This is a genomic window from Streptomyces sp. NPDC090994 (assembly GCF_044768905.1).
In the GTDB taxonomy this organism is placed as follows: Bacteria; Actinomycetota; Actinomycetes; order Streptomycetales; family Streptomycetaceae; genus Streptomyces.
This window is the reverse complement of the sequence record NZ_JBIVWS010000004.1, coordinates 218,309-242,898: the sequence shown is the minus strand read 5'-3', so window position 1 is coordinate 242,898 and position 24,590 is coordinate 218,309. Positions and strand designations below refer to the sequence as shown.

29 protein-coding genes and 1 tRNA gene are annotated in these 24,590 nt (G+C 72.5%); 13 read left to right on the top strand and 17 right to left on the bottom strand.

What is annotated here, in order from left to right; genetic code table 11:
* Window positions 1-216 precede the first annotated feature (216 nt).
* Window positions 217-339 carry a hypothetical protein gene (locus ACIQR3_RS11280; protein WP_403537321.1) on the top strand — a complete coding sequence of 41 codons (123 nt, stop codon included), beginning with the start codon at window positions 217-219 and terminating at the stop codon, window positions 337-339.
* A gap of 60 nt (window positions 340-399) precedes the next feature.
* Here the strand turns inward: ACIQR3_RS11280 and ACIQR3_RS11275 are convergent, their stop codons facing one another.
* Window positions 400-1,068, bottom strand: a complete 669-nt coding sequence (locus ACIQR3_RS11275) for a hypothetical protein (RefSeq protein ID WP_403537318.1) — start codon at window positions 1,066-1,068, stop codon at window positions 400-402.
* 114 nt (window positions 1,069-1,182) lie between these two features.
* Here ACIQR3_RS11275 and ACIQR3_RS11270 point away from each other — a divergent pair, with 114 nt between their 5' ends.
* Window positions 1,183-1,866 (top strand): hypothetical protein, encoded by a 684-nt coding sequence (locus ACIQR3_RS11270; RefSeq protein WP_403537315.1) that lies wholly within the window; start codon window positions 1,183-1,185, stop codon window positions 1,864-1,866.
* Here ACIQR3_RS11270 and ACIQR3_RS11265 read toward each other — a convergent pair.
* Both ACIQR3_RS11265 and ACIQR3_RS11260 read right to left on the bottom strand, forming a co-directional pair.
* On the bottom strand, window positions 1,820-2,149 hold the full coding sequence (locus tag ACIQR3_RS11265) for a hypothetical protein (RefSeq protein WP_403537313.1): 330 nt from the start codon (window positions 2,147-2,149) through the stop codon (window positions 1,820-1,822). The two genes, ACIQR3_RS11270 and ACIQR3_RS11265, sit on opposite strands and share 47 nt — an antisense overlap.
* Window positions 2,150-2,200: 51 nt before the next feature.
* Entirely contained in the window at window positions 2,201-2,446 is a 246-nt protein-coding gene (locus ACIQR3_RS11260; RefSeq protein WP_403537310.1) for a GntR family transcriptional regulator, read from the bottom strand.
* Between the two features lie 154 nt (window positions 2,447-2,600).
* Between ACIQR3_RS11260 and ACIQR3_RS11255 the strand changes: the two genes are divergently transcribed.
* Window positions 2,601-2,771, top strand: a complete 171-nt coding sequence (locus ACIQR3_RS11255) for a hypothetical protein (protein ID WP_403537307.1) — start codon at window positions 2,601-2,603, stop codon at window positions 2,769-2,771.
* Window positions 2,768-2,938 (top strand): hypothetical protein, encoded by a 171-nt coding sequence (locus ACIQR3_RS11250; protein ID WP_403537304.1) that lies wholly within the window; start codon window positions 2,768-2,770, stop codon window positions 2,936-2,938. Before ACIQR3_RS11255 ends, ACIQR3_RS11250 begins: the two co-directional genes overlap by 4 nt.
* A 65-nt stretch (window positions 2,939-3,003) precedes the next feature.
* Here the strand turns inward: ACIQR3_RS11250 and ACIQR3_RS11245 are convergent, their stop codons facing one another.
* From ACIQR3_RS11245 to ACIQR3_RS11230, 4 genes are all read right to left on the bottom strand, one after another.
* The gene (locus ACIQR3_RS11245; protein ID WP_403537302.1) at window positions 3,004-3,213 is read right to left on the bottom strand and encodes a helix-turn-helix transcriptional regulator; all 210 of its coding nucleotides are present in this window, start codon (window positions 3,211-3,213) and stop codon (window positions 3,004-3,006) included.
* 275 nt (window positions 3,214-3,488) lie between these two features.
* Window positions 3,489-3,561, bottom strand: a tRNA-Arg gene (locus ACIQR3_RS11240).
* A gap of 90 nt (window positions 3,562-3,651) precedes the next feature.
* Window positions 3,652-5,265, bottom strand: a complete 1,614-nt coding sequence (locus ACIQR3_RS11235; RefSeq protein WP_403537299.1) for an IclR family transcriptional regulator C-terminal domain-containing protein — start codon at window positions 5,263-5,265, stop codon at window positions 3,652-3,654.
* 73 nt (window positions 5,266-5,338) lie between these two features.
* Complete coding sequence (locus ACIQR3_RS11230; protein ID WP_403537297.1) at window positions 5,339-6,619, bottom strand: M6 family metalloprotease domain-containing protein; 1,281 nt, start codon at window positions 6,617-6,619, stop codon at window positions 5,339-5,341.
* Between the two features lie 375 nt (window positions 6,620-6,994).
* Here ACIQR3_RS11230 and ACIQR3_RS11225 point away from each other — a divergent pair, with 375 nt between their 5' ends.
* Window positions 6,995-7,645 carry a TetR/AcrR family transcriptional regulator gene (locus ACIQR3_RS11225; protein ID WP_403537294.1) on the top strand — a complete coding sequence of 217 codons (651 nt, stop codon included), beginning with the start codon at window positions 6,995-6,997 and terminating at the stop codon, window positions 7,643-7,645.
* Between the two features lie 344 nt (window positions 7,646-7,989).
* Entirely contained in the window at window positions 7,990-9,519 is a 1,530-nt protein-coding gene (locus ACIQR3_RS11220) for an MFS transporter (protein WP_403537291.1), read from the top strand.
* Window positions 9,520-9,624: 105 nt separating this feature from the next.
* Here ACIQR3_RS11220 and ACIQR3_RS11215 read toward each other — a convergent pair whose 3' ends face one another.
* Window positions 9,625-10,140 carry a MarR family winged helix-turn-helix transcriptional regulator gene (locus ACIQR3_RS11215; protein WP_403537289.1) on the bottom strand — a complete coding sequence of 172 codons (516 nt, stop codon included), beginning with the start codon at window positions 10,138-10,140 and terminating at the stop codon, window positions 9,625-9,627.
* 103 nt (window positions 10,141-10,243) lie between these two features.
* Here ACIQR3_RS11215 and ACIQR3_RS11210 point away from each other — a divergent pair, with 103 nt between their 5' ends.
* Window positions 10,244-11,029 (top strand): dioxygenase, encoded by a 786-nt coding sequence (locus tag ACIQR3_RS11210; RefSeq protein WP_403537286.1) that lies wholly within the window; start codon window positions 10,244-10,246, stop codon window positions 11,027-11,029.
* On the opposite strand, the gene ACIQR3_RS11205 is transcribed toward ACIQR3_RS11210, so the two are convergent.
* Window positions 11,017-11,583 carry a GNAT family N-acetyltransferase gene (locus ACIQR3_RS11205; protein WP_403537284.1) on the bottom strand — a complete coding sequence of 189 codons (567 nt, stop codon included), beginning with the start codon at window positions 11,581-11,583 and terminating at the stop codon, window positions 11,017-11,019. The genes ACIQR3_RS11210 and ACIQR3_RS11205 overlap by 13 nt on opposite strands.
* A 202-nt stretch (window positions 11,584-11,785) precedes the next feature.
* Here ACIQR3_RS11205 and ACIQR3_RS11200 point away from each other — a divergent pair, with 202 nt between their 5' ends.
* Complete coding sequence (locus ACIQR3_RS11200) at window positions 11,786-12,784, top strand: RNA polymerase sigma factor RpoD/SigA (protein WP_403537281.1); 999 nt, start codon at window positions 11,786-11,788, stop codon at window positions 12,782-12,784.
* A gap of 534 nt (window positions 12,785-13,318) precedes the next feature.
* Window positions 13,319-13,933, top strand: a complete 615-nt coding sequence (locus ACIQR3_RS11195; RefSeq protein WP_403537790.1) for a TetR/AcrR family transcriptional regulator — start codon at window positions 13,319-13,321, stop codon at window positions 13,931-13,933.
* Here the strand turns inward: ACIQR3_RS11195 and ACIQR3_RS11190 are convergent.
* On the bottom strand, window positions 13,914-14,099 hold the full coding sequence (locus ACIQR3_RS11190; protein ID WP_403537278.1) for a hypothetical protein: 186 nt from the start codon (window positions 14,097-14,099) through the stop codon (window positions 13,914-13,916). The genes ACIQR3_RS11195 and ACIQR3_RS11190 overlap by 20 nt on opposite strands.
* 115 nt (window positions 14,100-14,214) lie before the next feature.
* On the opposite strand from ACIQR3_RS11190, the gene ACIQR3_RS11185 reads away from it, so the two are divergent.
* The 3 genes from ACIQR3_RS11185 to ACIQR3_RS11175 are packed head-to-tail and all read left to right on the top strand — an operon-like array spanning window position 14,215 to window position 18,025.
* The gene (locus ACIQR3_RS11185) at window positions 14,215-14,976 is read left to right on the top strand and encodes a DeoR/GlpR family DNA-binding transcription regulator (protein ID WP_403537276.1); all 762 of its coding nucleotides are present in this window, start codon (window positions 14,215-14,217) and stop codon (window positions 14,974-14,976) included.
* Window positions 14,973-15,920, top strand: a complete 948-nt coding sequence (gene pfkB / locus ACIQR3_RS11180; RefSeq protein WP_403537273.1) for a 1-phosphofructokinase — start codon at window positions 14,973-14,975, stop codon at window positions 15,918-15,920. Before ACIQR3_RS11185 ends, pfkB begins: the two co-directional genes overlap by 4 nt.
* A gap of 20 nt (window positions 15,921-15,940) precedes the next feature.
* Window positions 15,941-18,025: a fructose-specific PTS transporter subunit EIIC gene (locus ACIQR3_RS11175; RefSeq protein WP_403537789.1), complete on the top strand. Its 2,085-nt coding sequence runs from the start codon at window positions 15,941-15,943 to the stop codon at window positions 18,023-18,025.
* Window positions 18,026-18,100: 75 nt separating this feature from the next.
* Here ACIQR3_RS11175 and ACIQR3_RS11170 read toward each other — a convergent pair whose 3' ends face one another.
* The 3 genes from ACIQR3_RS11170 to ACIQR3_RS11160 form a co-directional block, all read right to left on the bottom strand.
* Complete coding sequence (locus ACIQR3_RS11170; RefSeq protein WP_403537271.1) at window positions 18,101-18,853, bottom strand: DUF6227 family protein; 753 nt, start codon at window positions 18,851-18,853, stop codon at window positions 18,101-18,103.
* Window positions 18,854-19,010: 157 nt separating this feature from the next.
* The gene (locus ACIQR3_RS11165; protein ID WP_403537268.1) at window positions 19,011-20,216 is read right to left on the bottom strand and encodes an Ig-like domain-containing protein; all 1,206 of its coding nucleotides are present in this window, start codon (window positions 20,214-20,216) and stop codon (window positions 19,011-19,013) included.
* A 179-nt stretch (window positions 20,217-20,395) separates the two neighbouring features.
* A complete protein-coding gene (locus ACIQR3_RS11160; protein ID WP_403537266.1) occupies window positions 20,396-21,427 on the bottom strand; it encodes a P1 family peptidase in 1,032 nt (343 codons plus the stop codon).
* Between the two features lie 41 nt (window positions 21,428-21,468).
* Between ACIQR3_RS11160 and ACIQR3_RS11155 the strand changes: the two genes are divergently transcribed.
* Window positions 21,469-21,654 (top strand): hypothetical protein, encoded by a 186-nt coding sequence (locus tag ACIQR3_RS11155; protein WP_403537264.1) that lies wholly within the window; start codon window positions 21,469-21,471, stop codon window positions 21,652-21,654.
* Window positions 21,655-21,802: 148 nt separating this feature from the next.
* On the opposite strand, the gene mscL is transcribed toward ACIQR3_RS11155, so the two are convergent.
* From mscL to ACIQR3_RS11135, 4 genes are all read right to left on the bottom strand, one after another.
* A complete protein-coding gene (mscL, locus tag ACIQR3_RS11150; RefSeq protein WP_403537261.1) occupies window positions 21,803-22,276 on the bottom strand; it encodes a large conductance mechanosensitive channel protein MscL in 474 nt (157 codons plus the stop codon).
* A 126-nt stretch (window positions 22,277-22,402) separates the two neighbouring features.
* Entirely contained in the window at window positions 22,403-22,927 is a 525-nt protein-coding gene (locus ACIQR3_RS11145) for a hypothetical protein (RefSeq protein WP_403537258.1), read from the bottom strand.
* A 292-nt stretch (window positions 22,928-23,219) separates the two neighbouring features.
* A complete protein-coding gene (locus ACIQR3_RS11140; protein ID WP_403537256.1) occupies window positions 23,220-24,062 on the bottom strand; it encodes an S-methyl-5'-thioadenosine phosphorylase in 843 nt (280 codons plus the stop codon).
* Window positions 24,063-24,257: 195 nt separating this feature from the next.
* Complete coding sequence (locus tag ACIQR3_RS11135; protein ID WP_403537253.1) at window positions 24,258-24,563, bottom strand: FmdB family zinc ribbon protein; 306 nt, start codon at window positions 24,561-24,563, stop codon at window positions 24,258-24,260.
* Window positions 24,564-24,590 lie beyond the last annotated feature (27 nt).

Genomic DNA, 24,590 nt, shown 5'->3' with positions numbered 1-24,590 from the left:
CTCGGACGCCGGCCGGGCTGGAGCGGGGCGGAGACAGGAGCGCAGGCCCGGCCGGGGGCCGGGCCGCGCGCGGGGAGCGGAGCGAGCCGCCTTGAACCAGTAGAGAAAGTTGTAACTCAGTCGGCGATGGGTGGAGGGGAGGAAGGGGCTTGGGAGCTGAGGCCGGCTATGGGACGCAGGTCGAAGTGCTTGGGGGCCTGCTGGAGGCTTTCGGTGATGCGGCCGTGGTTCTCTATCTCCCGGTGGGCGCTGGCACTGCGGGACCAGGTCGTCGAGAAGGGCGGCACCCCGCATCCGCCGCCGCAGGACGTGGAGGACTACTACCGAACTGGAGTGTGAGAACGCCCCCGTCGTCTGCCCTTCGGGGCGGGCGGCGGGGGCCTTTCGTCATGTCTGCGCTCAGCTGGTGGCCAGCACCGGCCGGGCCTCGGTCCACAGCGCCTCGACGTGCTCCGCGAACCGGTCGAACAGCCCTCCTTCACCCCGGCGCCGCAGGTGCAGCAGCGGCGAGTCGTGCCCCAGCAGGTTGGCCAGGTGCGGCGTCACCAGCATCTCGTCGTCGAACCGGAACACCGACAGGGCGATGTGCCCGTCAGACAGGCGCGCCTCGACGCCGTCCCCCTCGATCCTGCTCAGGGCGTCCAGCGTGATCTGAATCCGCGTGGACACGGTGAGCGGGACTGCTTCGATCTCCTCCCGCCGGCGCGTCACCTCGGACTCGGGATCGCCGACGAGGAACCGGACCGTGCAGCCCGCCGCAACCTTGGCCGCGAGCCGCTCGCCGACACGCGGCTGTTCCTGCCAGATGAAGTAGTTGGTGTACCCCGCATAGGTGATCTCTCGCGCCGCGTCGTCGAGGAGCCGCGACCACACGGCGGCCGGGCAGGCGTTGCGATACGGGTATGTCGCCACGATCTCCCGGTCGGGGCCCGTCTTCACTGCGCTTCGGATCTTCGGCCATAACACGTCTGCGTCCACTCCTAACGCCTCAGCCACGTCCTCCCGCGTCTGCGGGTGGGGGACGCGGACAGGGTCCGTGATCCAGCGGTCCACCGTCTTGCTGCTCACTCCGACTCTACGGGCGAGACGGGACCGGCTGATTCCGGCGGCGTCAATAGCGCGCTGAAGCTCCAGATTCAAGGCTTCCCCCCAGGACACTTAGGCCATTCAGGACGGTAGCGCGTGGCGTCCCGAATGACCCCCGTCTGGCAGTACAACCGTCCTTTTGGGGCGTCCACGATGACGGGCACCAGCAACCCCCTTACATGGGAGGCAGCAGTGGCCATCACCCTCACCCGCCCCGCGCCGGAGACGGTCGCCGAGCGGGCCCGCGAGATCCACACCGCATGGATGGCGGACCCGGAGATGCCCGCCGTCCTCGACGGCTGCAAGAAGTACTCCTCGGACTGGACCGACGACTACGGCCAGGTCCTCATCCCCGAGTACAACGTCGAGCGCGACGCTCCGCCGCTCATCAACGACGCCCTGCGCGTCATGGCGCTGAAGAGCGCGGTGTACGAGATGACCGACGGCGACGAGCTGGCGGCCGAACTGCCGGTCCCGGTACCGGTCGACACCGCGGTGCACGCGCTGTGCGCCCAGTTCACCGCTCTGTCCCGGGTGCAGCAGCGGACCGGCCGCCTGTTCGTGCACTCCACCGTCCGCGAGCACGAGGCCGGCCGGGCCTGGCGGCTCGGCGATTACACCCACCAGGCGTACCGCAGCACGTTCGGCCCGGTCGACAGCCGGTACTGGATCGACGAGCCGGAGGCCGAGCGGCGCCGCCAGATCCTCGACGGCCTGTACGCCGGGATCGGGATCACCGAGCGCGGGATGGCCTCCACCATCGACTACGCCGCGGCGTAGCCGACTCGCCTGCGGGCGGCCCCGTCTCCAGCGGCTTGGGAGGCGGGGCCTGCCTGTCCGGCCGGAGCCCGATCTTGTCCGGGTGGACGCAGGCCGGGACGCGCCCGTCCAGCGTGTAGCGCCGTCCGTCGACGCTGTTGAATGGCGCCTCCCAGGTCGGCCGGTCGTAGATGACGAAGGCCTCCCGGGGGAACCGCAGCGACGGGCAGATTCCGCACACCGGCCGGTCGTCGTGGTCGGAGTCAGGGTCGATGTACGGCTGCTGCGCGGCGGCGTCGTCCATGCCGGGAGGGTAGCGGTCCGCCATGCCAGTTCCAGGGCGTCACGTCAGGGGTCAGTTGTTCGGCAGGTCATCCGCCACGAAGGTGCCGATGCCTGTTTCACCGCGCACCCATCCTTCGCGGCGCAGGTAGGCCAGGGCCTTCTGGCTGGTCGACGAAGCCACACCCAGCTCAGTGGCCAGTTCCAGCGTGGACGGGACGCGGGACCCGGGCGGGTACGTACCGTCCTTGATCCGCGCGATCACCACCTGCGCGACCTGCCGCCACACGGCCCGCGTCCGGTCAAGATCCTCACCCATATTGGCGACCGTAAGTAGCCGCACCATGCCGCGCGACCGCAGGAGCCCTCGGCAAGGCGCGGTAAGGCGCGGTATGGTCCGTGTCACAAAGAGCCCCCGCGGCCGCGCGAACGGCCCGGGGGGACGGCCACCGCTACCTCAGGAGCAGTGACGTATGGAGCGTAGAACACCGGCGCCCACCCCGACAGCCCTTCAGTGCGCCACCTGTGCGCGCCACCAGGCGGCTGCCGCACAGGCCGAGGAGCGGCGCGACTACTCGCGTGCGAGCGACGAGCGCGTGCTGCTCGCCCGGCACCAGCAGAGCGCGCACGGGGACGCCCGGTGACCGCGGAGCCGATGCGGCTGATGACGATGCGCGTCACCCGCATCCGCGACGGCAAGGTCATCGAGGAGCGGCCCGAGGTCGAGATCACGTCCAGCAGCAAGCTGGACCCCGACCTCACGTCTGCGTGGCCCCCGTGTCGGTGCCCGCGGCACCGCGACCTCACCTGACCCCTGCCGGCGCTGCTACGCCGATGGCGGCGCCAGTGGGAAGGGCGGCCGCTCCCGCTACCCCGTCAGGGGCGGCCGTCACCCAGCAACTCGGACAGAGGGACATCGAGGACCCAGGCGATGCGGAGCAGCGTGCTGCCTCTCCAGTCCTCGCCGGCTTCGACGCGCTGGTAGGTCCAGCGCTGAATCCCGGCCGCGAGCCACACGTCGTCCTGGCTGAGGTTCTGCCGGAGCCGCTCGGCACGGACGCGCGGCGTACTCGCCCTACGCCTCACGACGTGCCGGGCGCTACAGGGTTGGTGGCCCCTCCAGGTAGCGGCCCGGCACGGGTACCTTCGTCCTCCCGTGTGGAGGCGGGGGTTGCTCATTCCTGTACCCGCCTGCGCAAACGGCATGATCGTTTAGGCGATTTTTAGGCGACGGGACGCCGTGCCGAGGGTGTGTCGAGGGTGTATTCAGACTGTCGGCAGACTGCACGGACGACACATAAGGAAGGCCCCGGATGCTCGCTGACTTGCGAGTTCCGGGGCCTAATCCTGATCAACTGCTGTGCCCCCGGCAGGATTCGAACCTGCGACACCCGCTTTAGGAGAGCGGTGCTCTATCCCCTGAGCTACGAAGGCCTGGGCTGCTGCTGCGGGCAGCCCAGGACAGGGTATCGGATGGGGGCGGGCCCAGGGCAGGGGCTCTGGCTCTGCGGTGCGGCGCAGGGGTCAGACCGGCGGCACCGTCCGGAAGCGGCCCGCCGCCCGCAGGTCGGCCTCGATCGCGGTGGCCGTTTCACGCAGGGCGGGGAGGAGTTCCTCGACGCAGGACTCGGGGGTGCGGCGGGCCGCGTGGAGGGTGACGTCGATCGCGGCGACCGTGTGGCCGGCGCGGTCGCGCACCGGTACCGCGAGGGAGCGCAGGCCCGCTTCCAACTCGCCGTCGGTGAGGGCGTAGCCCTGGGGGGCGTCGGCGAGGAGGACGCGGCCGAGGGCGGTCGCGGGGGCCGGGAGGCGGGTGCCGACGGTGATGTGGGCGCTCAGGACGCGGCTGGTGGCGGCGCGGGCCGTGTACTGGATCTCCTTGCCGGAGTCGGACAGGACGGCCATGGACGTCGATTCGTGGACGCGGGCGGCGAGCGCCTCCAGGTGGGGCCGGGCGATCTGGGGGAGGGAGAGGCGGGAGAGGGGAGGGAAGCCGAGGGAGAGGGTCCGGGGGGTGAGGGTGACGGTGCGGTCCGTGGCCGACGAAGGGGTGATCAGGCCCGCGTACTCGTGGGTGATCAGGGCGCGGCGGGCCGTCGCCCGGGACAGGCCCGTCGCCTTCGCCACGTCCGTGAGGGTCAGCGCGGAGCGGCCCTCGCCGAACGCGGTCAGTACGGTCAGGCCGCGGGCCAGGGACTCCACGAAGCCTCGGCCCAGTTCCTGTTTGGACGCGCCGGTCCATACCGCCAGGCCGGCCGGGACCGGGCCCGGCTCCGGCGGTGGGGCGGTGCGCAGGGTGTCCTCCATCGACGACACCGCCGACAGCAGGGCCGGCAGCAGGTCGTCGCGCAGGCCCGCGGCGGTGTGCCGGCTGGTGTGGCTGACCACGCTCGCCACACAGGCCACCCGGCCGGTACGGGGGTCCCGTACCGGTGCCGAGACCGCGACCAGGCCCGGTTCGATCAACTGGTCGTCCAGCGCCCAGCCGTCGGCCGCCGCCCGGGCCGTACGGCGGGTGAAGTCCTCGTCGGGGGTGGGGTGGGGGAGGGGCGGGACCGCCGGGAAGGCGGTGTCGTGCGGGTCGCTCGCGCGGCGGGTGTGCCAGTGGTGCCAGTCGGCAGACGTCCATTCCGCCGCGAACAGGGGGCCCGGCGCGGTGCGTTCGGCCGGAAGCAGGTCGCCGATGCGGAAGCTGAGGGACATCGCGCGGCGGCGGGTGGCCTGGTGGATGAAGCGGATGGCGTCGCGGTCGGCGACGGCCAGGGAGACGGACTCGTCCAGTTCGTCGGCGAGGGCGTCGGCTCGCCGGGAGAGCAGGGCGGGCAGGCGCAGGGCGGCCAGGTAGGCGTTGCCCAGTTCGGCCAGGCGCGGGGCCAGGGCCACGTCGCGGCCGTCCAGGCGGACGTAGCCCATGCGGGCCAGGGTGGCGGTGACGCGGTCGACGGTGGAGCGGGCGAGGCCGGTGGCGCGTTCCAGGGCGCTGAGGCTGAGGGTGCCGTCCGCCTCGGTGAGCTCGCGCAGTACGGCGATCCCGCGCAGCAGCGGGGTGACCGCCTCCGCCGGTTCGGCCGGTCCGGACGGTCCGGCCGGGTCGGCGGCGGGGGTGCCGTGCGTGGCGTTCGTGGTCCTGGCGGGCATCGGGTCTCCGGTACGGCGGTCTGGGCAGGCCTACCGTATGCCGCCCGCCGTACGGCGTCCCCGGCGTCCGCTCTCAGCGTCGCGTCACCCGTACCCGGTGGTCGCCCTTGAGGTCCGCGCCCGCCACCGTGACCTTCACCCCGTGGCGCGGGTCCTCGAACGTCTCGCCGGGGGTGAACGTCGCGTCCGAGAGTTCGGCGTGGACGTTGGGGCTGCGGGTGCAGCCGCCGCTGTCCCGGCGGGAGTCGTACACCTCGACCGGGCCCATGCCGGTGTCCACGTCGGCGTCGACCTTGTAGATCAGGACGCCCGGCCGGCACACCGACTCGTCGTTGCCCTCGCGGGTGCGCAGTTCGACGGCGTAGCCCGAGCGGGCGTCCAGGGGGACGAAGACCAGTTTGGTGCCGCCCGCGCGGGCCAGCGGGGTGAGCGTGTACTCCCGGGTGCCCGGCGCCGACGCGCAGTGCACCTGGGCGGCGTCCAGCCAGCCCAGCTTCCACTTGTGCCAGCCGACCAGGTCGTTGTTGGCGCCCCAGTCCTCGCTCATGATGTCCCAGTGGCCGACCGCGCCGCCGCCCTCCTGGGTGTAGAGGTCGGGCAGGCCGAAGACGTGGCCGTTCTCGTGGGGGAGGACGCGGTAGCCGGTCCTGCCGTAGGAGCCGGAGCCGTCGTCCTGGCGGGAGTAGACGAAGGACGCGTTGGCGACCGGGACGCCGTCGGCGACGGGGGCCTCCTGGTTGCCGGCGAAGGTGACGGACAGGACGGTGTCCAGGGCGGAGGGGCCCGCGTTGGGGGTGACCAGGACGTTCAGGAGGTCGTAGGCGCGGAAGTCGACCCGGGGGTCGGCCGTCGCCACGATGTCCTCGACCAGGTCGCGGTAGGCGGGGTCGAAGGGGGCGCCGCGTTCTATGCCGTACTCGGCGAACGGTTTCGGCATGCGCAGCCAGTCGCGGACCGGGGCCTCGGGGCGGTAGTCGAGACGGCCGTAGGAGCTGGTGCGGAACCACTGGCGGGTCTGCGGGAAGAACTCCGCGTAGCGGTCGAGGGCCTTGCCCTGCCCGGGGGCGTCGGAGAAGTCGACCATCAGGTTGAGGGCGCGGACGGTGCCGGTGGAGCGGGAGTAGCCGGGGGCGGTCGGCACGCCCTCCGACATCTGGATCCCGGGCCCGCCGGTGATCATGCAGGGGCCGTGCGCGGAGGAGCGGGAGAGGGAGGCCGGGGCGGCGCCGGCGGCGGACGGGCCCGGCGGGAGGGGGCCGGTGCCGGCGGAGGTGCTGACGGCCAGGGTCAGGGCGGTGACGGACAGGAGGGCGGCCACGCGGCGGGGGCGTATCCGACGGCGCTGCGGCTGCATCCAGTCCTCCCGGGGCACGGCAGCCGCCGGTCTCCGGCTGCACCCTTTGGCCCACCCTGTGCCGGGGGAGGCGGGGGCGCGCGCTGGAGGAGACCGATCGTGGGTTTCCCGCCGGTAGGGGGTGGGGGGGCGGGGGTGGGAGGGCAGTAGAGACCAGTTCCGGGGGGTTGGGGGCGGGCCGCGGTGGGGGAGTGGGGCGGGGCGGGAGCGGATCGGCCGTGTGACGCAGGTCACGACATATTCCCGTGGGCGGGGAAATAACCGGGGATCGTTTCCCCGTTTAGACCTGTGTCCGCGCGAAACGGGGACTGGCTCCCCGGTTCGCTACCGAGCACTCGCCACGAGTGTCAGCCACACGCCACGAAGGAGTACGCCGTGCAGACCGCGACCCCCGCGCAGCGCAAGGTGGCCCGGCCGCGCGCCGACGCCCTGCGCAACCGGGAGCGGATCCTCACCGCCGCTCAGGAGATGTTCGTCGAGCACGGCCCCGATGTGCCGCTCGACGAGGTCGCCCGCCGGGCCGGTGTCGGCAATGCCACGGTGTACCGCAACTTCCCCGACCGCGACGCCCTCGTCCGCGAGGTCGTCTGCTCGGTCATGGACCGCATGGCGGGGGCGGCCGAGGTCGCGCTCGCCCGGGGCGGCGATGCCTTCGAGGCGCTGGAGCGCTTCGTGCACGTCGCCGCCGACCAGCGGATCAGCGCCCTGTGCCCGATGGTCTCCGCCACGTTCGACCGGTACCACCCCGACCTGGAAGCGGCTCGCCGACGGGTCGAGGGGCTCGTCGGCCAGATGATGGACCGGGCCAGGGCGGCCGGTCAGCTACGGGGCGACGTGGGCGTCGGCGACCTGCTGGTGGCCGTGGCCCAGCTCAGCCGGCCGCCGGCCGGTACGCGGTGCCTGGGCGGCGACCGCTTCACCCACCGTCATCTCCAGCTGTTCCTGGACGGGTTGCGGGCTCCGGCCCGCTCCGCCCTGCCGGGCACGGCCATCACCGTGGAGGATCTGCGCCGGCCCTGCGAATAGTCCCGTACGCGTCGCCTCATCCGTCCGAGTACTTCCGCACTTCCGTCCGAGAGCACCTCTGACCGGTCCGACGTCCGGTGCCGAACCCGGTCCGGGCGCCGGCTCCGAAGGCCGGCCGGCCGGCCGTGAGCGTGGACGGGCCGTGATCCGGCCCTGCCCGCTGCCGCCCCGGCGTTTCTGATCAGCGTCGACACCGGTGTCGATGTCACCGTCGGTGTCGTCACCGACTCAGTCTTTCCGTATTCGTTCCGCTTCCGTTCCGCTTTCCGTTCCGTTTTCTGTTCCGTTTTCTGTTCCGCTCCGTTCCGTTTTTTCCGTCACGACGTCCCGAAGTGGGTACCTCCATGTCCGAAGCAGCCGTCAAGGCTCCCGGCGTCCCCGACGCCAATCGCTGGAAAGCGCTGGTCTTCATCGCGCTCGCCCAGCTGATGGTCGTTCTCGACTCGACCATCGTGAACATCGCCCTGCCCTCCGCCCAGCAGGACCTCGGCATCTCCGACGGCAACCGGCAGTGGGTCGTCACGGCCTACGCGCTCGCCTTCGGCGGACTGCTGCTGTTCGGCGGCCGGATAGCCGACCTGTGGGGCCGCAAGCGCACCTTCGTCGTCGGGCTGATCGGCTTCGCGCTGGCCTCCGCGCTGGGTGGCGCCGCCACCAACGAGGCGATGATGTTCGGCGCCCGCGCCCTCCAGGGTGCCTTCGGCGCGCTGCTCGCGCCCGCCGCGCTCTCCCTGCTCGCCGTGACCTTCACGGACGCCAAGGAGCGCGCCAAGGCGTTCGGCATCTACGGTGCCATCGCCGGTGGTGGCGCGGCCGTCGGTCTGATCCTCGGCGGGTTCCTCACCGAGTACCTCGACTGGCGCTGGACGTTCTTCGTCAACATCCCGTTCGCGGTGGTCGCCGCGGCCGGTGCCTGGTTCGTCGTCCACGAGCCGGCGGGCAGCCGCAACCGCGCGGCGCTCGACGTCCCCGGCGTCATCCTGTCCACCCTGGGCCTGGTCGCCCTGGTCTACGGCTTCACCCGCGCCGAGTCCGAGGGCTGGAGCGAGGCCACGACGGTCGGCATGTTCGTCGCCGCCGCCGTCCTGCTGGTCGCCTTCGTGCTCGTCGAGTCCAAGGTGAAGGCCCCGCTGCTGCCGCTGCGCGTGGTCGCCGACCGCACCCGCGGCGGCATCTACCTCTCCCTCGGCCTCGCCATCATCGGCATGTTCGGCCTGTTCCTCTTCCTCACCTACTACCTTCAGATCGTCAAGGGCTACTCGCCGGTCAAGACCGGCTTCGCCTTCATGCCGATGGTCGTGGGCATGATCACGGGCTCCACCCAGATCGGCACCCGTCTGATGACCCGGGTCGCGCCCCGGTTCCTGATGGGCCCTGGCTTCCTGGTCGGCGCGGTCGGCATGCTGCTGCTGACCCAGCTGGAGATCGACACGTCCTACGCCGCGGTGCTGCTGCCCGGCATGCTGCTCCTGGGCCTCGGCATGGGTACGGCATTCATGCCGGCCATGTCCATGGCCACCCAGGGCGTGCGGCCGCAGGACGCCGGTGTCGCCTCCGCGATGGTCAACACCTCCCAGCAGGTGGGCGGCGCGATCGGTACGGCCCTGCTGAACACGATCGCCGCCTCGGCCACCACCACCTACGTCGCCGACCACATCGGCGGCGCCTCCGGCCGGGCCCAGCAGCAGCTGGTCCAGCTCCAGGGGCAGGTGCAGGGGTACACCAGCGCGATCTGGTTCGCCGTCGGCATCCTGGTCGCGGCGGGCGTGATCGCCCTGACCTTCGTCAACGCGGGCCGTCCGGGTGGCGGCGCGGTCGCCGCCTCCGGCGAGGGCGCCGAGGACGAACTGCCGGTGCCGGTCATCGCCCACTGACACCTGGACGCCGTACCCCTTCGGGCACCACCCGGCACCACCCGTGCGTACGGGGAGGGGACGCCTCGTACGCACGGTCCCGGCGGACCTGTCCCGGCCGCGCGCTCAGCGCAGCCAGGGCAGGTCCGCGCCCGCTTCGGCGGGCTGGAGTCCCTCGGCGACGATCCGCATGATCTCGCCGAGGGACTCCTGCTGTTCGGGGGTGAGCCGGTCGAACACGGCCTGGCGGACGGCGGCCACGTGCCCCGGCGCGGTCCGCTCCAGCACCGCGTACCCCTCGTCGGTGAGCACCGCGAACTGGCCCCGCTTGTCGGAGGGGCAGTCCTCGCGGCGCACCCAGCCGTTCTTCTCCAGCCGCGCCACCGCGTGCGAGAGCCGGGACCGCGTGATCTTCGCGGACCGGGCCAGCTCCGTCATCCGCAGCCGCCGGCGCGGCGACTCGCCGAGCTTGACGAGCAGCCCGTAGTACACGTGCGGCATCCCCGCGTCCCGCTGGAGCTGGCGGTCGAGATGGTCCTCCAGGAGGGTGGCCGCCTCGATGTACGAACGCCAGACGAGCTGCTCTCCGGGGCTGAGCCAGCGCGGTGCGCCGGCGGATGCGGGGGTGGATGCCGTGTTCATGGGTCCACTGTACGAGCCTGCTTCTTGAAGGTTAAACAAATGGAGCGTACTGTTCTCCGTGAACAAGCTTGATACTTCAAGTATGTGTGAGGGAGCCGCCGCCATGACCGCCGCCACCCGGGAGCGCATGCCCGCCCTCTACCTCAGCCACGGCGCCCCGCCCCTCGCCGACGACCCCGTCTGGCCCGGCCAGCTGGCCGCCTGGTCCGCCGCGCTGCCGCGCCCGAAGGCGATCCTGGTCGTCTCCGCCCACTGGGAGGAGGCCCCGCTCGCCCTCGGCGCGGTCGAGACCGTCCCCCTCGTCTACGACTTCTGGGGCTTCCCCGAGCACTACTACCAGGTGCGTTACGCCGCTCCGGGTGCCCCCGCGCTCGCCGAGTCCGTCCGCAAGCTGCTGCGCGCCCCCGGCACGCCCGTGCAGGACGTCCCGGACCGGGGCCTGGACCACGGCGCCTACGTCCCGCTCGTCGAGATGTACCCGGACGCCGACCTGCCCGTCCTCCAGGTCTCCCTGCCGACCCTCGACCCGGCCCGGCTGATGGAGATCGGGCGGCGGCTGGCGCCCCTGCGCGACGAGGGCGTGCTGATCCTCGGCTCCGGGTTCTTCACCCACAACCTGGCCGCCCTGCGGCAGGCCGGTACCCCGGCCTGGTCCGCCGAGTTCGACGACTGGGGGCGGCGCGCGCTGGACGCCGGTGACGTGGACGCCCTGCTCGACTTTGGGCACAAGTCCCCGGCGGGCCGGCTCGCCCACCCGCGCACCGAGCACTTCGCCCCGCTGTTTGTGACGCTGGGCGCGGCGGACGCGGCCGGCGAGCTGGACACCCAGCGGTCGGTGATCGACGGGTTCTGGATGGGGCTGGCGAAGCGGTCGGTTCAGTTCGGCTGACCGGCCGGCCCCTGGAGCTCCTTCTCGTACCAGGCGACGTCCCAGTACCGCCCGAACTTGCGGCCCACCTCCCGGTACGTGCCGACGTACCGGAAGCCGAAGCGTTCGTGCAGCCGGACCGAGGCCTCGTTGGGCTGGGCGATGCCCGCGTAGGCGCGGTGCAGGTCCTCGCCGGCCAGGGTCGCGAAGAGGCTCTCGTAGAGCAGGGTGCCGATGCCCCGGCGGCCGGCCCCCGGCGCCACGTACACCGTGGTCTCCACGGAGGTGGCGTACGCGGGCTTGGGGCGCAGGGGGCTCGATGTGGCGTACCCCAGGATCCGCTGTGCGTCCGTGCCCGGGTCCGTGTCCGTGTCCGTGTCCGTGGCAACCATCAGGCGATGCGGTCCGTCTACAGGGTGGGAGAGCAGCCACGGGCGGCGCTCCTGCGGGGTGAAGACCCGGGTGTCGAAGGTGACGGCCGTCTCACTCACGTAGTGGTTGTAGAGATCGGTGAGGGCTCCGAGGTCCCCCTCGACCCCCGGCCTGACCTGGACCTCAGCACCCTCTGACGGCATCACGCCTCCTCGTGTGGCGGCACAGGGTACTGCATGATCAGAAAAATGGGGTGACGGGTTGGGAATTCTGTCCGGATTCCAGTCGTTGTTTCCATCGGATGCAGGGCACCCGACCAGAGTCCGGAAGCACCACCGAGCCGGCCCGGGAGGGCGCCCGGAGTCCTGAACCACCCGCTGACACCATCATCGCAAGGGAGCACGCATGGCAACCCGTGCCGTCGCCCGTCGTAAGTCCGCCAACGGCGAGACGAGCGACGCGGCAACCAGCGTCCGCGCCAACGGCGGCGAGCTCGCCGACCGCGATCTGGTCGGCATGTACCTCGACGAGATCGCGCGTACACCGCTGCTCGACGCCGCCAAGGAGGTCGAGCTGTCCCAGACCATCGAAGCGGGTGTGTTCGCACGACAGGTTCTTGAAGGCTACGAGGAGACCGGGGCGGACGCCAGTCGTGAGGAGCTCCAGGCGCTGGTCGACGAGGGCGAGCGGGCGAAGGACGTCTTCATCCGGTCCAACCTCCGCCTGGTCGTCGCCGTCGCCCGCCGCTACCCGCGCAGCGGTCTGCCGCTCCTCGACCTGATCCAGGAGGGCAACGCCGGCCTGGTCCGCGCGGTGGAGAAGTTCGACTACCGCAAGGGCTTCAAGTTCTCCACGTACGCCACGTGGTGGATCCGGCAGGCCATCACCCGGTCGATCGCCGACCAGTCCCGCACCATCCGGCTCCCCGTCCACCTGGTGGAGGAGCTGGGCCGCATCCGCCGCGTGCAGCGCGAGTTCGCCCGGGAGCACGGCCGCGAGCCGGAGCACGCCGAGATCGCCGCCGAGCTGGGCTCCACGCCGGAGCGCGTCACCGACGTGCTCGACTGGGCCCGCGACCCGGTCTCGCTGAACATGCCGGTGGACGACGAGGGCGAGACCCAGTTCGGCGACCTGCTGGAGGACTCCTCCGCCGTGTCGCCCGAGCAGTCCGTGATGACCCTGCTGCGCAGCGAGGAACTGGACGACCTGATCGGCCGCCTCGACCCGCGCACGGCCTCCATCATCAAGATGCGGTACGGCATCGAGGACGGCCGGGAGCGTACGCTGACCGAGGTCGGCAAGGAGCACGGGCTCACCCGTGAGCGGATCCGGCAGATCGAGAAGCACGCGCTGCTGGAGCTGAAGAAGCTGGCCCGTGACACCGGCTTCGAGGCAGCGGCGTAGACCCGGCGTACGCCGGGTGTGCGAGGCCGCGCGAAGGCGGCGAAGATGGCCGTGTAACGCTGCTTCAAACGACAGGTCCTGGGAACAAGCATTCAGGGACCAGTAGTTCGGACGCGGTATGTACCCGGTACGCACCCTGTACGTACCCGGTACGTACCCAGTTCGTGCCTATCGGTCCAGACCTTTGGGTCAGGACCGAGGGCCGGTCCTCCGGCCCCCGAGACCACGTCCCGCCGCACTCCCCCCGGCGCCGGGACGTCCCCAGCCGGGCTCGGCGCTCTCCCCCCGGGCGTCCGAGCCCGGCTCTTCGCTGTCCCGGCCCGCCAAACACGCCTGGAAGGCGGGGCACCCCGGACCTGAACCCCGGGGTGGCCCGCCGGATGGCAGATTCTGCCACAGAGGCATAAATTGACGAAGGTGAGCAGCACCACCTCCGATCCCCGCCGGCCCGCCGACCCCGTTCCGGCCGCCGTTCCCGCCCCCGGCGCGGGGGCCACCCTGTCGCTGACCGAGCGGCGCAAGGCCGAGACGCGGATGGAGATCGCGCGGGCCGCCGCCCGGCTCTTCGTACGGCAGGGGCTGCGCGCCACCCGCGCCGAGGACATCGCCCTGGCCGCCGGGGTCGCGCCGCGCACCTTCTACCGCTACTTCGCCACCAAGGAGGAGGCCGTGGCCCCGCTCTACGCGGCGGGCGCCCAGCTCTGGGCGGAGGCGGTCCGGGACGCCCCCGCGGAACTGTCCCCGCCCGAGGCCCTCGACCACGCGACCCGGCACATGCTGACGCCCGGCGCCGAGGTGTCGGCCGCCTCCTGGGAGTGGACGCGCGCGCTGATCCGGCTGGCCGGGACCAGCCCGGCCCTGCGGAAGGTGTGGGCGGAGGTCTGCCACACCTCCGAATGCCCCCTCGCCCAGGTGCTGGCCGTCCGCGTGGCCCGCGGCGACGACAACGTTGCCGCGCGTCTGGTGGCCTCCCACCGGCTGAGGTTCCCGGCCGCCGTGGCCGTGGCGGCCCTACGGGTGGCCGTGGAGCAGTGGGCCGCCGACGAACAGCCGGGGAACGCCGGCCGCAGCCCCCTCGCCGTGGCGCTGCGCCATCTGGAGACGCTGCACGGCTTCCCGTGGGAGACGCTCACCGACACGGCCGGCTGAGCGGGGGAGGGGCGGGCGGACGGGAATCGTTGCCGGTGGTGGGGGTGCCGGTGATGCCGTGGTGGTGGGTGGCCGGTGGTCGGGGGCCGGTGGTGCGGGTGGCAGGGGTGACGGGGATGGCGCGGGTGACGGGGGTGGTGCGGGTGGTGGGGTGGGAGGCAGTCATGCCTGTTCATGTCCGAGCATGCCCGAACGTGCCCGAACCTGTTTACTTTCCAGGCCACCGGACATAACCTTCCCTCCGAAACCACACGTTCGGGCAGGACCGGAGGCAGACGGACATGTACGCACCGGAGCGGCAGCAGGAGATCCTCCGGCTCGCCCGGGACGGCGGCCGGGTGGACGTGGTGTCGCTGGCGGAGGAGTTCCAGGTGACGGCGGAGACCATCCGCCGGGACCTGAAGGCCCTGGACCGGGCCGGACTGCTCCGCCGGGTGCACGGCGGCGCGATCCCCGCCGGACGCCTCGACTTCGAACCGGACCTCGCCGAGCGCGAGACCACCGCCGCCGACGAGAAGGACCGCATCGCCAAGGCCGCCCTCGCGGAACTGCCGGCCGACGGCACCGTGATCCTGGACGCCGGCTCCACGGTGGCCCGGCTGGCCGCCGCCGTACCGTCCGAGGCGTCGCTCACCGTCGTCACGCACAGCCTGCCGACCGCCGCCCGCCTCGCCGACCACCCCGGCATCCAGCTCCACCTGGTCGGCGGACGCGTCCGGCACCGCACCCGCGCCGCCGTCGACGCCTGGGCGCTGCGCGCGTACGGCGAGATCCGCGCCGACGTCGCCCTGGTCGCCGCCAACGGCTTCTCCGCCGAGCACGGCCTGACCACCCCCGACCTCGCCGAGGCAGCCGTCAAGCGGGCCGCCGTCGCCGCCGCCCGCCGCGTGGTGCTGCTCGCCGACTCCACCAAGTACGGGCAGGAGCACTTTGCCCGCTTCGGCGGCCTGCCGGACGTGGACCTGCTGATCACCGACAGCGGGCTGAGCCCGGACGACGCCGCCGCCATCGAGCGCGGCGGCACGGAAGTGGTACGCGCATGATCCTCACCGTCACCCCCAACCCGTCCCTGGACCGCACCTACGAGGTCCCCTCCCTCGACCGGGGCGAGGTCGTCCGCGCCACCGGCGAACGCGTCGACCCCGGCGGCAAGGGCGTCAACGTCTCCCGCGCGGTCACCGCTGCCGGCCGCCGCACCGTCGCCGTCCTGCCGCTCGGCGGGGCACCCGGCGCCCTCGTCGCCGACCTGTTGCACGCGCAGGGCATCGAGGTCGCCGCCGTACCGGTCGCCGGGGCCACCCGCTCCAACATCGCCCTCGCCGAGGCGGACGGCGTCCTCACCAAGATCAACGCGCCCGGCCCCGAACTCACGGACGCCGAACGCGAACTTCTCCTGGAGACCATACGGCGCCAGTCCCGCGACGCCGACTGGATCGCCTGCTGCGGCAGCCTGCCGCGCGGCCTCTCCCCCTCCTGGTACGCCGAACTGGTCGCCCGCGCCCACACCGCCGGCGTCCGGATCGCCCTGGACACCTCCGGACCGGCGCTGCTGCGCGCCCTGCCCGAGCGGCCCGACGTGGTCAAGCCCAACGCCGGGGAACTGTCCCAGGCCGTCGGCCGCCCGCTGGCCACCGTCGGGGACGCGGTCGAGGCCGCCGAGGAACTGCGCGGGCTGGGCGCCCGGGCGGTCCTGGCGAGCCTCGGCGCCGACGGCCAGCTGCTCGTGTCCGAGGCGGGCACCTGGTTCGGCGCCGCCCCGGTGGCCGCCGTCCGCAGCAACGTCGGCGCCGGTGACGCCTCGCTCGCCGGGTTCCTGACCGCGGGCGGCACCGGACCCGAGGCGCTGGCCTCGGCGGTCGCGCACGGCGCGGCGGCCGTCGGCCTGCCCGGCAGCGTGATGCCGGCCCCGGCCGACCTGGACCCGGCGGCCGTCACGGTCACGGCCGACGTGCCGGTGGACCGCCCCCTGAAGGAACCGGTGTCATGACACCCGCGAAGGAGCCCGCGATGAGCGACCTGATCAACGCCGACCTGGTCGACCTCGACCTGGACCGGTCCGCCGACAGCAAGGAGGCGGCGGCCCGCTCGCTCGCCGAGCGGATGGTGGCGCTGGGCCGGGTGACCGACCTGGACGGCTTCCTCGCCGACGTGGCCGCCCGGGAGGCGCAGATGCCGACCGGCCTCGACGGCGGCATCGGCATCCCGCACTGCCGCAGCGCGCACGTCACCGAGCCGACGCTCGCCTTCGGGCGCAGCGCGCGGGGCATCGACTTCGGGGCGCCGGACGGACCGGCCGACCTGATCTTCCTGATCGCCGCGCCGGCCGGTGCCGACGACGCCCACCTGACGATCCTCTCCTCGCTCGCCCGGCAGCTGATGAACACCGAGTTCACGGACGCCCTGCGGGCGGCACGGGACGCGGGCGCGGTGGTGGCGCTGATCCGGGGGGACGCGACACCGCAGGCCTCCGCACCCGAGGCACCCTCCGCGCCGGAAGTGTCCTCCGCGCCGGAAGCGTCCTCCGCGCCGGAAGCGTCCTCCGCGCCCGAAGCGTCCTCCGCGACGCCGACGGCCGAGGCCCCGTTCCGTATCGTCGCCGTCACCTCCTGCCCCACCGGCATCGCCCACACCTACATGGCGGCCGAGGCGCTGGAGAACGCGGCCCGCGACGCCGGAGTCGAACTCGTCGTCGAGACCCAGGGCTCGGCCGGATTCACCCGCCTCGACCCGGCCCTGATCGAGGCCGCCGACGGCGTCATCCTCGCCCACGACGTGGCCGTACGCGACAAGGCCCGGTTCGCCGGGAAGGCCACCGTCGACACCGGCGTCAAGGCGGCCGTCAACCGGCCCGCCGAACTGATCGCCGAGGTCCGCGCCAAGGCCGCCCGCGGCGAGGTCACCTCGGACGCGACCCCCGTCGAACGCACCGGCGACTCCCACGAGGGCTACGGCAGCAAGCTCCGCAAGTGGCTGATGTCCGGCGTCAGTTACATGGTCCCGTTCGTCGCCGCCGGCGGCCTCCTCATCGCCCTCGGCTTCGCGCTCGGCGGCTACGAGATCAACAAGGCCCCCTCGGTCATGGACCACTTCCTGTGGACCCAGGCCGACAGCTGGGCGGCGCTGCTGTTCCAGATCGGCAACGTGGCCTTCGGCTTCCTCGTTCCCGTACTCGCCGGATACATCGCCTACGGCATGGCCGACCGGCCCGGTCTCGTCCCCGGCTTCGTCGGCGGTTCCATCGCGCTGAGCATCGAGGCGGGCTTCCTCGGCGGACTGGCGGCCGGACTGCTCTCCGGCGCCGTCGTCCTGGCGATCCAGCGGGTACGCATCCCGGCCCCGCTGCGCGGCATCATGCCGGTCGTGGTCATCCCGCTGATCTCCGCCGCGGTCGTCGGGTTCCTGATGTTCGTGGTGATCGGCAAGCCCATCGCCTCCGCGCAGCAGGCGATGACCGACTGGCTCGGCGGACTGTCCGGCACCAACGCCGTGCTGCTGGGCGCCCTGCTCGGCCTGATGATGTGCTTCGACCTCGGCGGCCCCGTCAACAAGGTCGCCTACACCTTCGCCACCGCCGGCATCGCGGTCGCCGACCCCAGCGACTCGGCGATGAAGATCATGGCGGCGGCGATGGCGGCCGGCATGGTCCCGCCGCTGGCGATGGCCCTGGCGACGACCGTGCGCGGCAAGCTCTTCGACGCCACCGAGCGGGAGAACGGCAAGGCCGCCTGGGTGCTGGGCGCGTCCTTCATCTCCGAGGGCGCCATCCCGTTCGCCGCCGCCGACCCGCTGCGGGTCATCCCGTCCTCCATGGTGGGCGGCGCGCTCACCGGCGCCCTGTCGATGACCTTCGACGCCACCCTGCGCGCCCCGCACGGCGGCATCTTCGTGGTCCCGCTGATCGGCAGCCCGCTGCTGTACCTGGTCGCGGTCGCGGCGGGCGTCTGCGTCACCACCGCCCTGGTGGTCCTGCTGAAGGGGCTGCGCACCCGGACCCCGGGCGCGCCGGCCGCCGGGACCCCCGACGGCACCGCGCCGGCGGCACCCGCGGCGGAGGCGGTGGCGAAGACGACGCAGGCGCCGGTGCGGGCGTAGGGGACGCGACCAGCAGTACGCAGCAGGACCACCGGGCGGGCGGTGCCGTGGCGGGCACCGCCCGCCCGGCCGGCGTCAGGACAGCCGCGCCGCCCGCCGCTCCATCGCACACCGGGCGGCGTCCTCGCTGACGTACACCTCGCACATGTGCCGCCCGTCGGGCGTCGCCGTGTGCTCGACCTCCCAGAGGGAGACCTCCTCGCCGCCCCGCAGCAGGAACGCGTGCTCGTAGAGCGAGAACGGCAGCCCGGCGCGGCCCGCGCGGCTGGGGCGGCCGAACGCCTGCGTGATCCGGTGCGCGCACGCCGTCGCCAGCCGCTCGGCGGTGTCGGCGCCGGGCCGGTCCGGGTTCTCCGCGCGGCGCAGCAACCGGCGCGCGTGGTCCGCCGAACCCTCGGACAGATAACCGAGCCGCGGAACGGGCACCGGGGACAGCTCGACCTGCACCACCACCGGCAGCTCGAACTCCGCCGTGTCCGGCGGCAGCGGGAGCCGGGCGGTGGCGGTGCGCAGCTCCTCCTCGTCGACGTAGACCTCGTGCTGCGCCGCGCCGCCCGGGGTGGTGTTGTGGACCAGCTCCCAGAGGGTGAGCGCCGAGCCGTCGGCGAGCAGCCAGGTGTGCCGGTACGTCTCACGGTGCAGGCCCGCGCTGTGGTGCGCGGAGTGCAGCGAGGCGTCGTGCGCCAGCGCGCACTCCAGTGCGCCGAGCGTGTCGTCGGGCAGCTCGAACGAGTTCAGGGCGCGGCCGAGCAGTCGCGCGAGGTGCTCCTGAGGAGACTCGGGCGACTCGGGTGGTTCGTACGCTGCGGTCTCGTACGGAACGCTCAAGGTCTCTCCCGGCGTTGCTGCATGTCACCTGGTGAGTGCATACCGTAGCCCCTCGGTCGGACATCGTGTCCAGGAACCGGGAAAACGTACGCATGAAAAACACGCGGCCCGCGCGAAAAGTTCCCGCGCGGGGCCGCGTGTGCTCAAAATCCGCTGCTCAGACGGCACTTCCGGCGATCCACTCGCTCCACGCCATGTTCCAGCCGTTGAGTCCGTTGTCCGGGGCGACCGTCTTGTCCGCCGAGTTCTTGACGATCACGACGTCCCCGATGAGCGAGTTGTCGTAGAACCACGCGGCCTCGGTGTCGCCCTGCGCGCCCTGCACGTCGGCCAGGCCGACGCAACCGTGACTGGTGCCCTGGCTGCCGAAGGGCGGATTGCTCCTGCTGTACCAGTAGTTGCCGTGGACGAAGGTCCCGGAGGTCGTCAGCCGCATCGCGTGCGGCACGTCCGGGATGTTGTACTCGCTGCCCAGCCCGACCGTCTGGCTGTCCATCTGGGTCTCCTCGAACTTCTCGGAGATCACCATCTGCCCGTTGTAGGTGGTGTGTTCCGGGCTGCCCGCCGAGATCGGGACCGTCCTGACGGTGCTGCCGTCGCGCACGACCGTCATGGTCTGGGTCGCGGCGTCGACCGTGGAGACCTGGGAGCGGCCGACGGTGAAGGTGAACGTCTTCTTCTGCACCCCCTGGATGCCGTCGGCGCCCTCGACCCCGTCCAGGTCGATCTTGGTCGTCACCTTCGAGCCGGCCTTCCAGTACTCCTCGGGCCGGAAGTCCAGCCGCTGCGAGTCGAACCAGTGCCCGACCACCTTCTGCCCGCTGCTGGAGGTGACCTCGATGCCCGACTGCACGGCCTTCTTGTCGGTGATCGCCTTGTCGAACGTGAACGACACCGGCATGCCGACGCCCACCGTCGCCCCGCCGTCCGGCGTGTACGTGCCGATGAAGCTGTTCTCCTCGGAGACGGTCGTGAAGGTGGAGCCGGCGGACAGCTTCTTGCCGTCGTCCGCCTTCGCCGTCGCCGTGATCCGGTACTTCGTCCCGCGCTCCAGCTGCTCCTTCGGCTTCCAGCTCGCCCCGTCCCCGGCCACGGCCCCCGGCACCTCCGCACCCGACTCCACCGCCGTCATCCGTACGTCGGTCAGCGTGCCGTCGCTGACCTCGACGCCGGTGCTGTTGATCGACGCGCCGGTCGAGCCGTCCTTCGCCGAGATGGCGATCCCGGCGCTCGCCTTCTCGGCGCCGGTGTCGGTGCCGGCGCTGGCGTCGCCGCCACAGGCGGTGAGGGCGAGAGCGCCGACCATCAGGACGGCACTGGCCCCCAGTGCGCGCCGCCGCGTTGCTATGTCCGGCGTTGTCACGGGCTGCTCCAGGTTCGTGGGAAGTACGCGATCCGTTCCAGTACGTGGAGGAGGAGCGAACCCGGTGCCGGTCGGGTTCCCGCCGTTCCCGACGGAGGTCACCGCGTGACAGAACCGCGACAATGCGACGGAGCCGGTGCCCCGCAGCCGACCGGGGGCAGTCTCCCGGTGTCCCGGCCTCAGCTACCGGTCCCGTACAGCTCCCGGTACGACGGCCACGTCCCGCCCACGCCGTCCACCGGGTCGGCCGCGCGCACGGCCCGTACGATCGCGCGCGTCACCATGTCCGCGCCGGCCGCCAGCAGCTCGTTCAGGGCGAGCGGCTGCCCGGCGTCCAGCGGACGCTCCCCGGTCGCCATGGCGAACACCGTGTCCCCGTCGTTGAGCAGGTGCACCGGACGTACGGCCCGGGCGATGCCGTCGTGCGCGGTGCCGGCCAGCTTCTGGGCCTGTGCCTTGGACAGGCCGGCGTCCGTGGCGACGACGGCGAGCGTGGTGTTCAGCGGCGGCAGCGTGTTCCTCTCCGCCGCCTCGGCCAGGCGCCGCCGCGCGGCCTCCCGCACCTGCGCCGCCGGATACTCCACACGTCCGTCCAGCAGTTCCCCGTACAGCACCCCCCTCTCCGGATCCAGCGCCGATCCCGCCGCGTTGGCCACCACCAGCGCCGCCACCGTGAACCCCGAGCCCACGACGGTGCTCGCGGTGCCGACCCCGCCCTTCAGCAGACCGAGTGCGGCGCCCGTACCGGCCCCCACGCACCCTTCGGCCACAGCGGCGCCCGGCGCGCTCGCGGCAGCCGCCTCCACCGCCGCCCGGCCGGTCGCCGCGTCCGGCCGGGCCCGGAAATCGCCCCCGCGCCCCAGGTCGAAGACACAGGCGGCCGGCACGACCGGCACCACGTGCGAGGGGTCCGGCCCGACGCGCACGCCCCGTCCCCGCTCCTCCAGCCAGGCCATCACGCCCGACGCCGCGTCCAGGCCGTAGGCGCTGCCGCCGGTCAGGACGAGGGCCTCCACCTTCTGCACCACGTTGCGCGGATCGAGCGCGTCGGTCTCCTTGGTGCCGGGCCCGCCGCCGCGCACGTCCACCGCGGTGACCGCACCGCCCTCCGGCGCGAGCACGACCGTCGTGCCCGTGAGCCACCCGTCACCGGTCCGCGTCGCGTGGCCCACCCGCACACCGGCGACGTCCGTCAATGCGTCAACTGTCATGACGCCAGTGTGGTCCAGCGCGGGCGCCGTACCCTGGACCTATGAGCACCGCCCCCGACCCCGCCCCCGAGCCGCGCGCGCCCAAGCCGGCGCTGATCTTCGACGACCCGCTGGACCAGCAGTCCGCGGACGACACCGACCGCGGGTGGGGCGATCGGCCGGCCGACGGGGACCCGGCGGGCGATCTCAAGCGCTTCCTCGACGAGAAGCCGCCGCACCACCTCTGAGCGCCCGGGTCGGCCCGCGGTGACCGGCGCACCGACGACCGCCGCACCGGAAGCCGGTGCCCCGCCAACCGCCGTATCGACGATCGCCGCACCGGAAGCCGGTGCCCCGCCAACCGCCGTATCGACGATCGCCACACCGGCGACCGGCCTACCGCTGGTCGTGCCCCGACCCGCGCTGTGCGATCAGCGCGTCCCGGATCTCCTTCAGCACCTCCAGCTCGGTCACCTCGATGACCTCCTGCGTGCCCTCCTTGGCCTTGCGGCGGGCCTCCAGCCGGGCCAGGTACTTCGACATGGGCAGCACCATCAGGAAGTAGACGACGGCCGCGGTGATCAAGAAGGTGAGCGTGGCGCCGAGGACGGAGCCCCACATGATCGGGATACCGCTGGTGACCGTGCCGTCGTCCGCCACCTTGCAGGGGGCCTTGAGGCACGAGCTGTAGTGCTCCAGGCTCTTGGTGCCGAATGCCCCGACGAGCGGGTTGATGACCCCCTTCACCACCGAGTTCACGATGTTGGTGAAGGCGGCGCCGATGACCACCGCGACGGCCAGGTCGATGACGTTCCCGCGCATCAGGAAGGCCTTGAAGCCCTGCCAGACACTTGGATTCTTCTCGCTCACCTCGGGCGCACTCCTCGCATGAACAGCTTGTGGAACAAAACGCTCCGCAACCTACGTCAGCGTTGGGCCGCCCTGTCCAATCGGGCCGTCCGAACGAGGGGCGCGACGCGGTCGTCGGCGCCGGACTCAGCACAGGGTCACCGCCAGCCGGGACCCCGCTCCCGCGCCGACCAGCCGGGCCGCCGTGTCGCGCGGCACCGCGAGCACCACCAGCGCCCCGCCTGCACCGCCCGGGTCCAGGACTTCCGGCACCTCGGTCACCCGCGCACCCCGGGCGATCACCGAGGCCGCACCTCCCGTGACGTCGCCCGTGACGCCGCCCGCGACACCGTCCGCACCGCCGGCCCCCGCGCCGGTCGCCACGACGTCGACGCGGTCGCCGGGCCGGAGCAGCCGCACCGTCTCCGCGTCGGCGATCCGCACCGGCGCCGACACCATCCGTGGGACGGGACGCTGCGACGGCTGACCGGTCACCGGATGCCCCCGCGCACGCCGACCGTCGCGGGTGTCGGCGGCCGTGTGCGGGCCCGCCGCCACCAGGGCCGCGGCGGTGACGGCCAGCCCGGCGGCCACGGCACGCCGCCGGTGCCGCAGCAGCCGCTGCAACGGGTGGCGTCCGCCGCGCACCCGTACCGGCGCGAAGTGCGGCACCTCGCACGTGGGCGGGGCGTCCGTCCCCGGCGGACGGGGAGCGGGGGAGGAGAGGGCCGAGGGCGACGACGAGTGCGAAGAAGCCCGCGAAGAAGCCCAAGAAGGAGCGGAAGAGGAGGAGCGGTTGTAGGACACGGTGACCACCACCTGCGACGAGGGACCGGCTTGCGGACACCACGATGAGGCTTCGCGTCGCCGCTCGCCGAGGCCCGTGTACTACCGACGGGTTGTGGAAAACTCGCTCACTCGAAGGGGACGTTCCGCAACCCCCGACGTACTCGCCGCCCCGGCGTCACGGCAGCACGATCCCCGGATCCATCCCGCCCAGGGCCCGCCCGCACGCACAGTCTCGCGCCCCGTCGGCGGGCAGCGCGGCCACCGTGTCGAACAGGACACCCCGCAGCCGGTCCACGTTGGCGGCGAACACCCGCAGCACCTCGTCGTGCGAGACGCCCTCGCCGGTCTCGGCGCCCGCGTCGAGGTCGGTGACGAGGGTCAGCGACGTGTAGCAGAGTTCCAGCTCACGGGCGAGCGCGGCCTCCGGATGCCCGGTCATGCCCACCACCGACCAGCCCTGCGCCCGGTGCCACAGCGATTCGGCGCGCGTCCCGAAGCGCGGCCCCTCGACCACGACGAGGGTGCCGCCGTCCACCGGCTCCCAGTCCCGGCCGCGCGCCGCCTTCAGCGCGGCGGACCGCCCGGCGGGACAGTACGGGTCGGCCAGCGACACGTGCACCACGTTCGGCAGGGTGCCGTCGGGCAGCGGCAGCCCGTCGAAGTACGTGGAGATCCGCGACTTGGTCCGGTCGACGAACTGGTCGGGCACGAGCAGCGTCCCGGGCCCGTACTCGGGGCGCAGCCCGCCGACCGCGCAGGGGCCGAGGACCTGGCGCACGCCGACCGAGCGCAGGGCCCACAGATTGGCGCGGTAGTTGATCCGGTGCGGCGGCAGGTGGTGGCCGCGACCGTGCCGGGGGAGGAAGGCGACCCGCCGGCCGGCGACCTCGCCGACGAAGAGCGAGTCGCTGGGCGCCCCGTAGGGGGTGTCCACCCGGACCTCGGTCACGTCGTCGAGGAACGAGTAGAAACCGGAGCCGCCGATCACGCCGATCTCGGCGTTCGCCTTGTTCGCCATGGACCGCACCCTAGCCCGCCCCGTCAAGCCGAAGACCCCGCCGTCACGACCGATGACCACCGCCGTCACGACCGATGCCCCCCCAACGCCGAAGCCCCCCGTCAACGCCGAAGCCCCCCGGTCAACGCCAAAGCCCCCGTCAATGCCGAAGACCCCGCCGTCGGACGACGGCAGGGCCTTGCGCGCAAAGGGTCCTCAGGCGGCGGAGCTGCTGCTGGAGGAGGTGCTCGTGCCCGACGACTTGGAGTCGGAGGACGACGAGGACGACTTCGTGTCGGAGGACGTCGACTTGGTGGACGACGCCGGGGAGCTGCTGGACGACGAGCCGCGGCTGTCGTTGCGGTAGAAGCCGGAGCCCTTGAAGACGATGCCGACGGCCGAGAAGACCTTCTTCAGGCGCCCGCTGCAGGCGGGACACTCGGTGAGGGCGTCGTCGGTGAACTTCTGCACCGCCTCGAGGCCCTCGCCGCACTCGGTGCACTGGTACTGGTACGTCGGCACTGTCTTCCTCCTGGCACTCTCACTCGA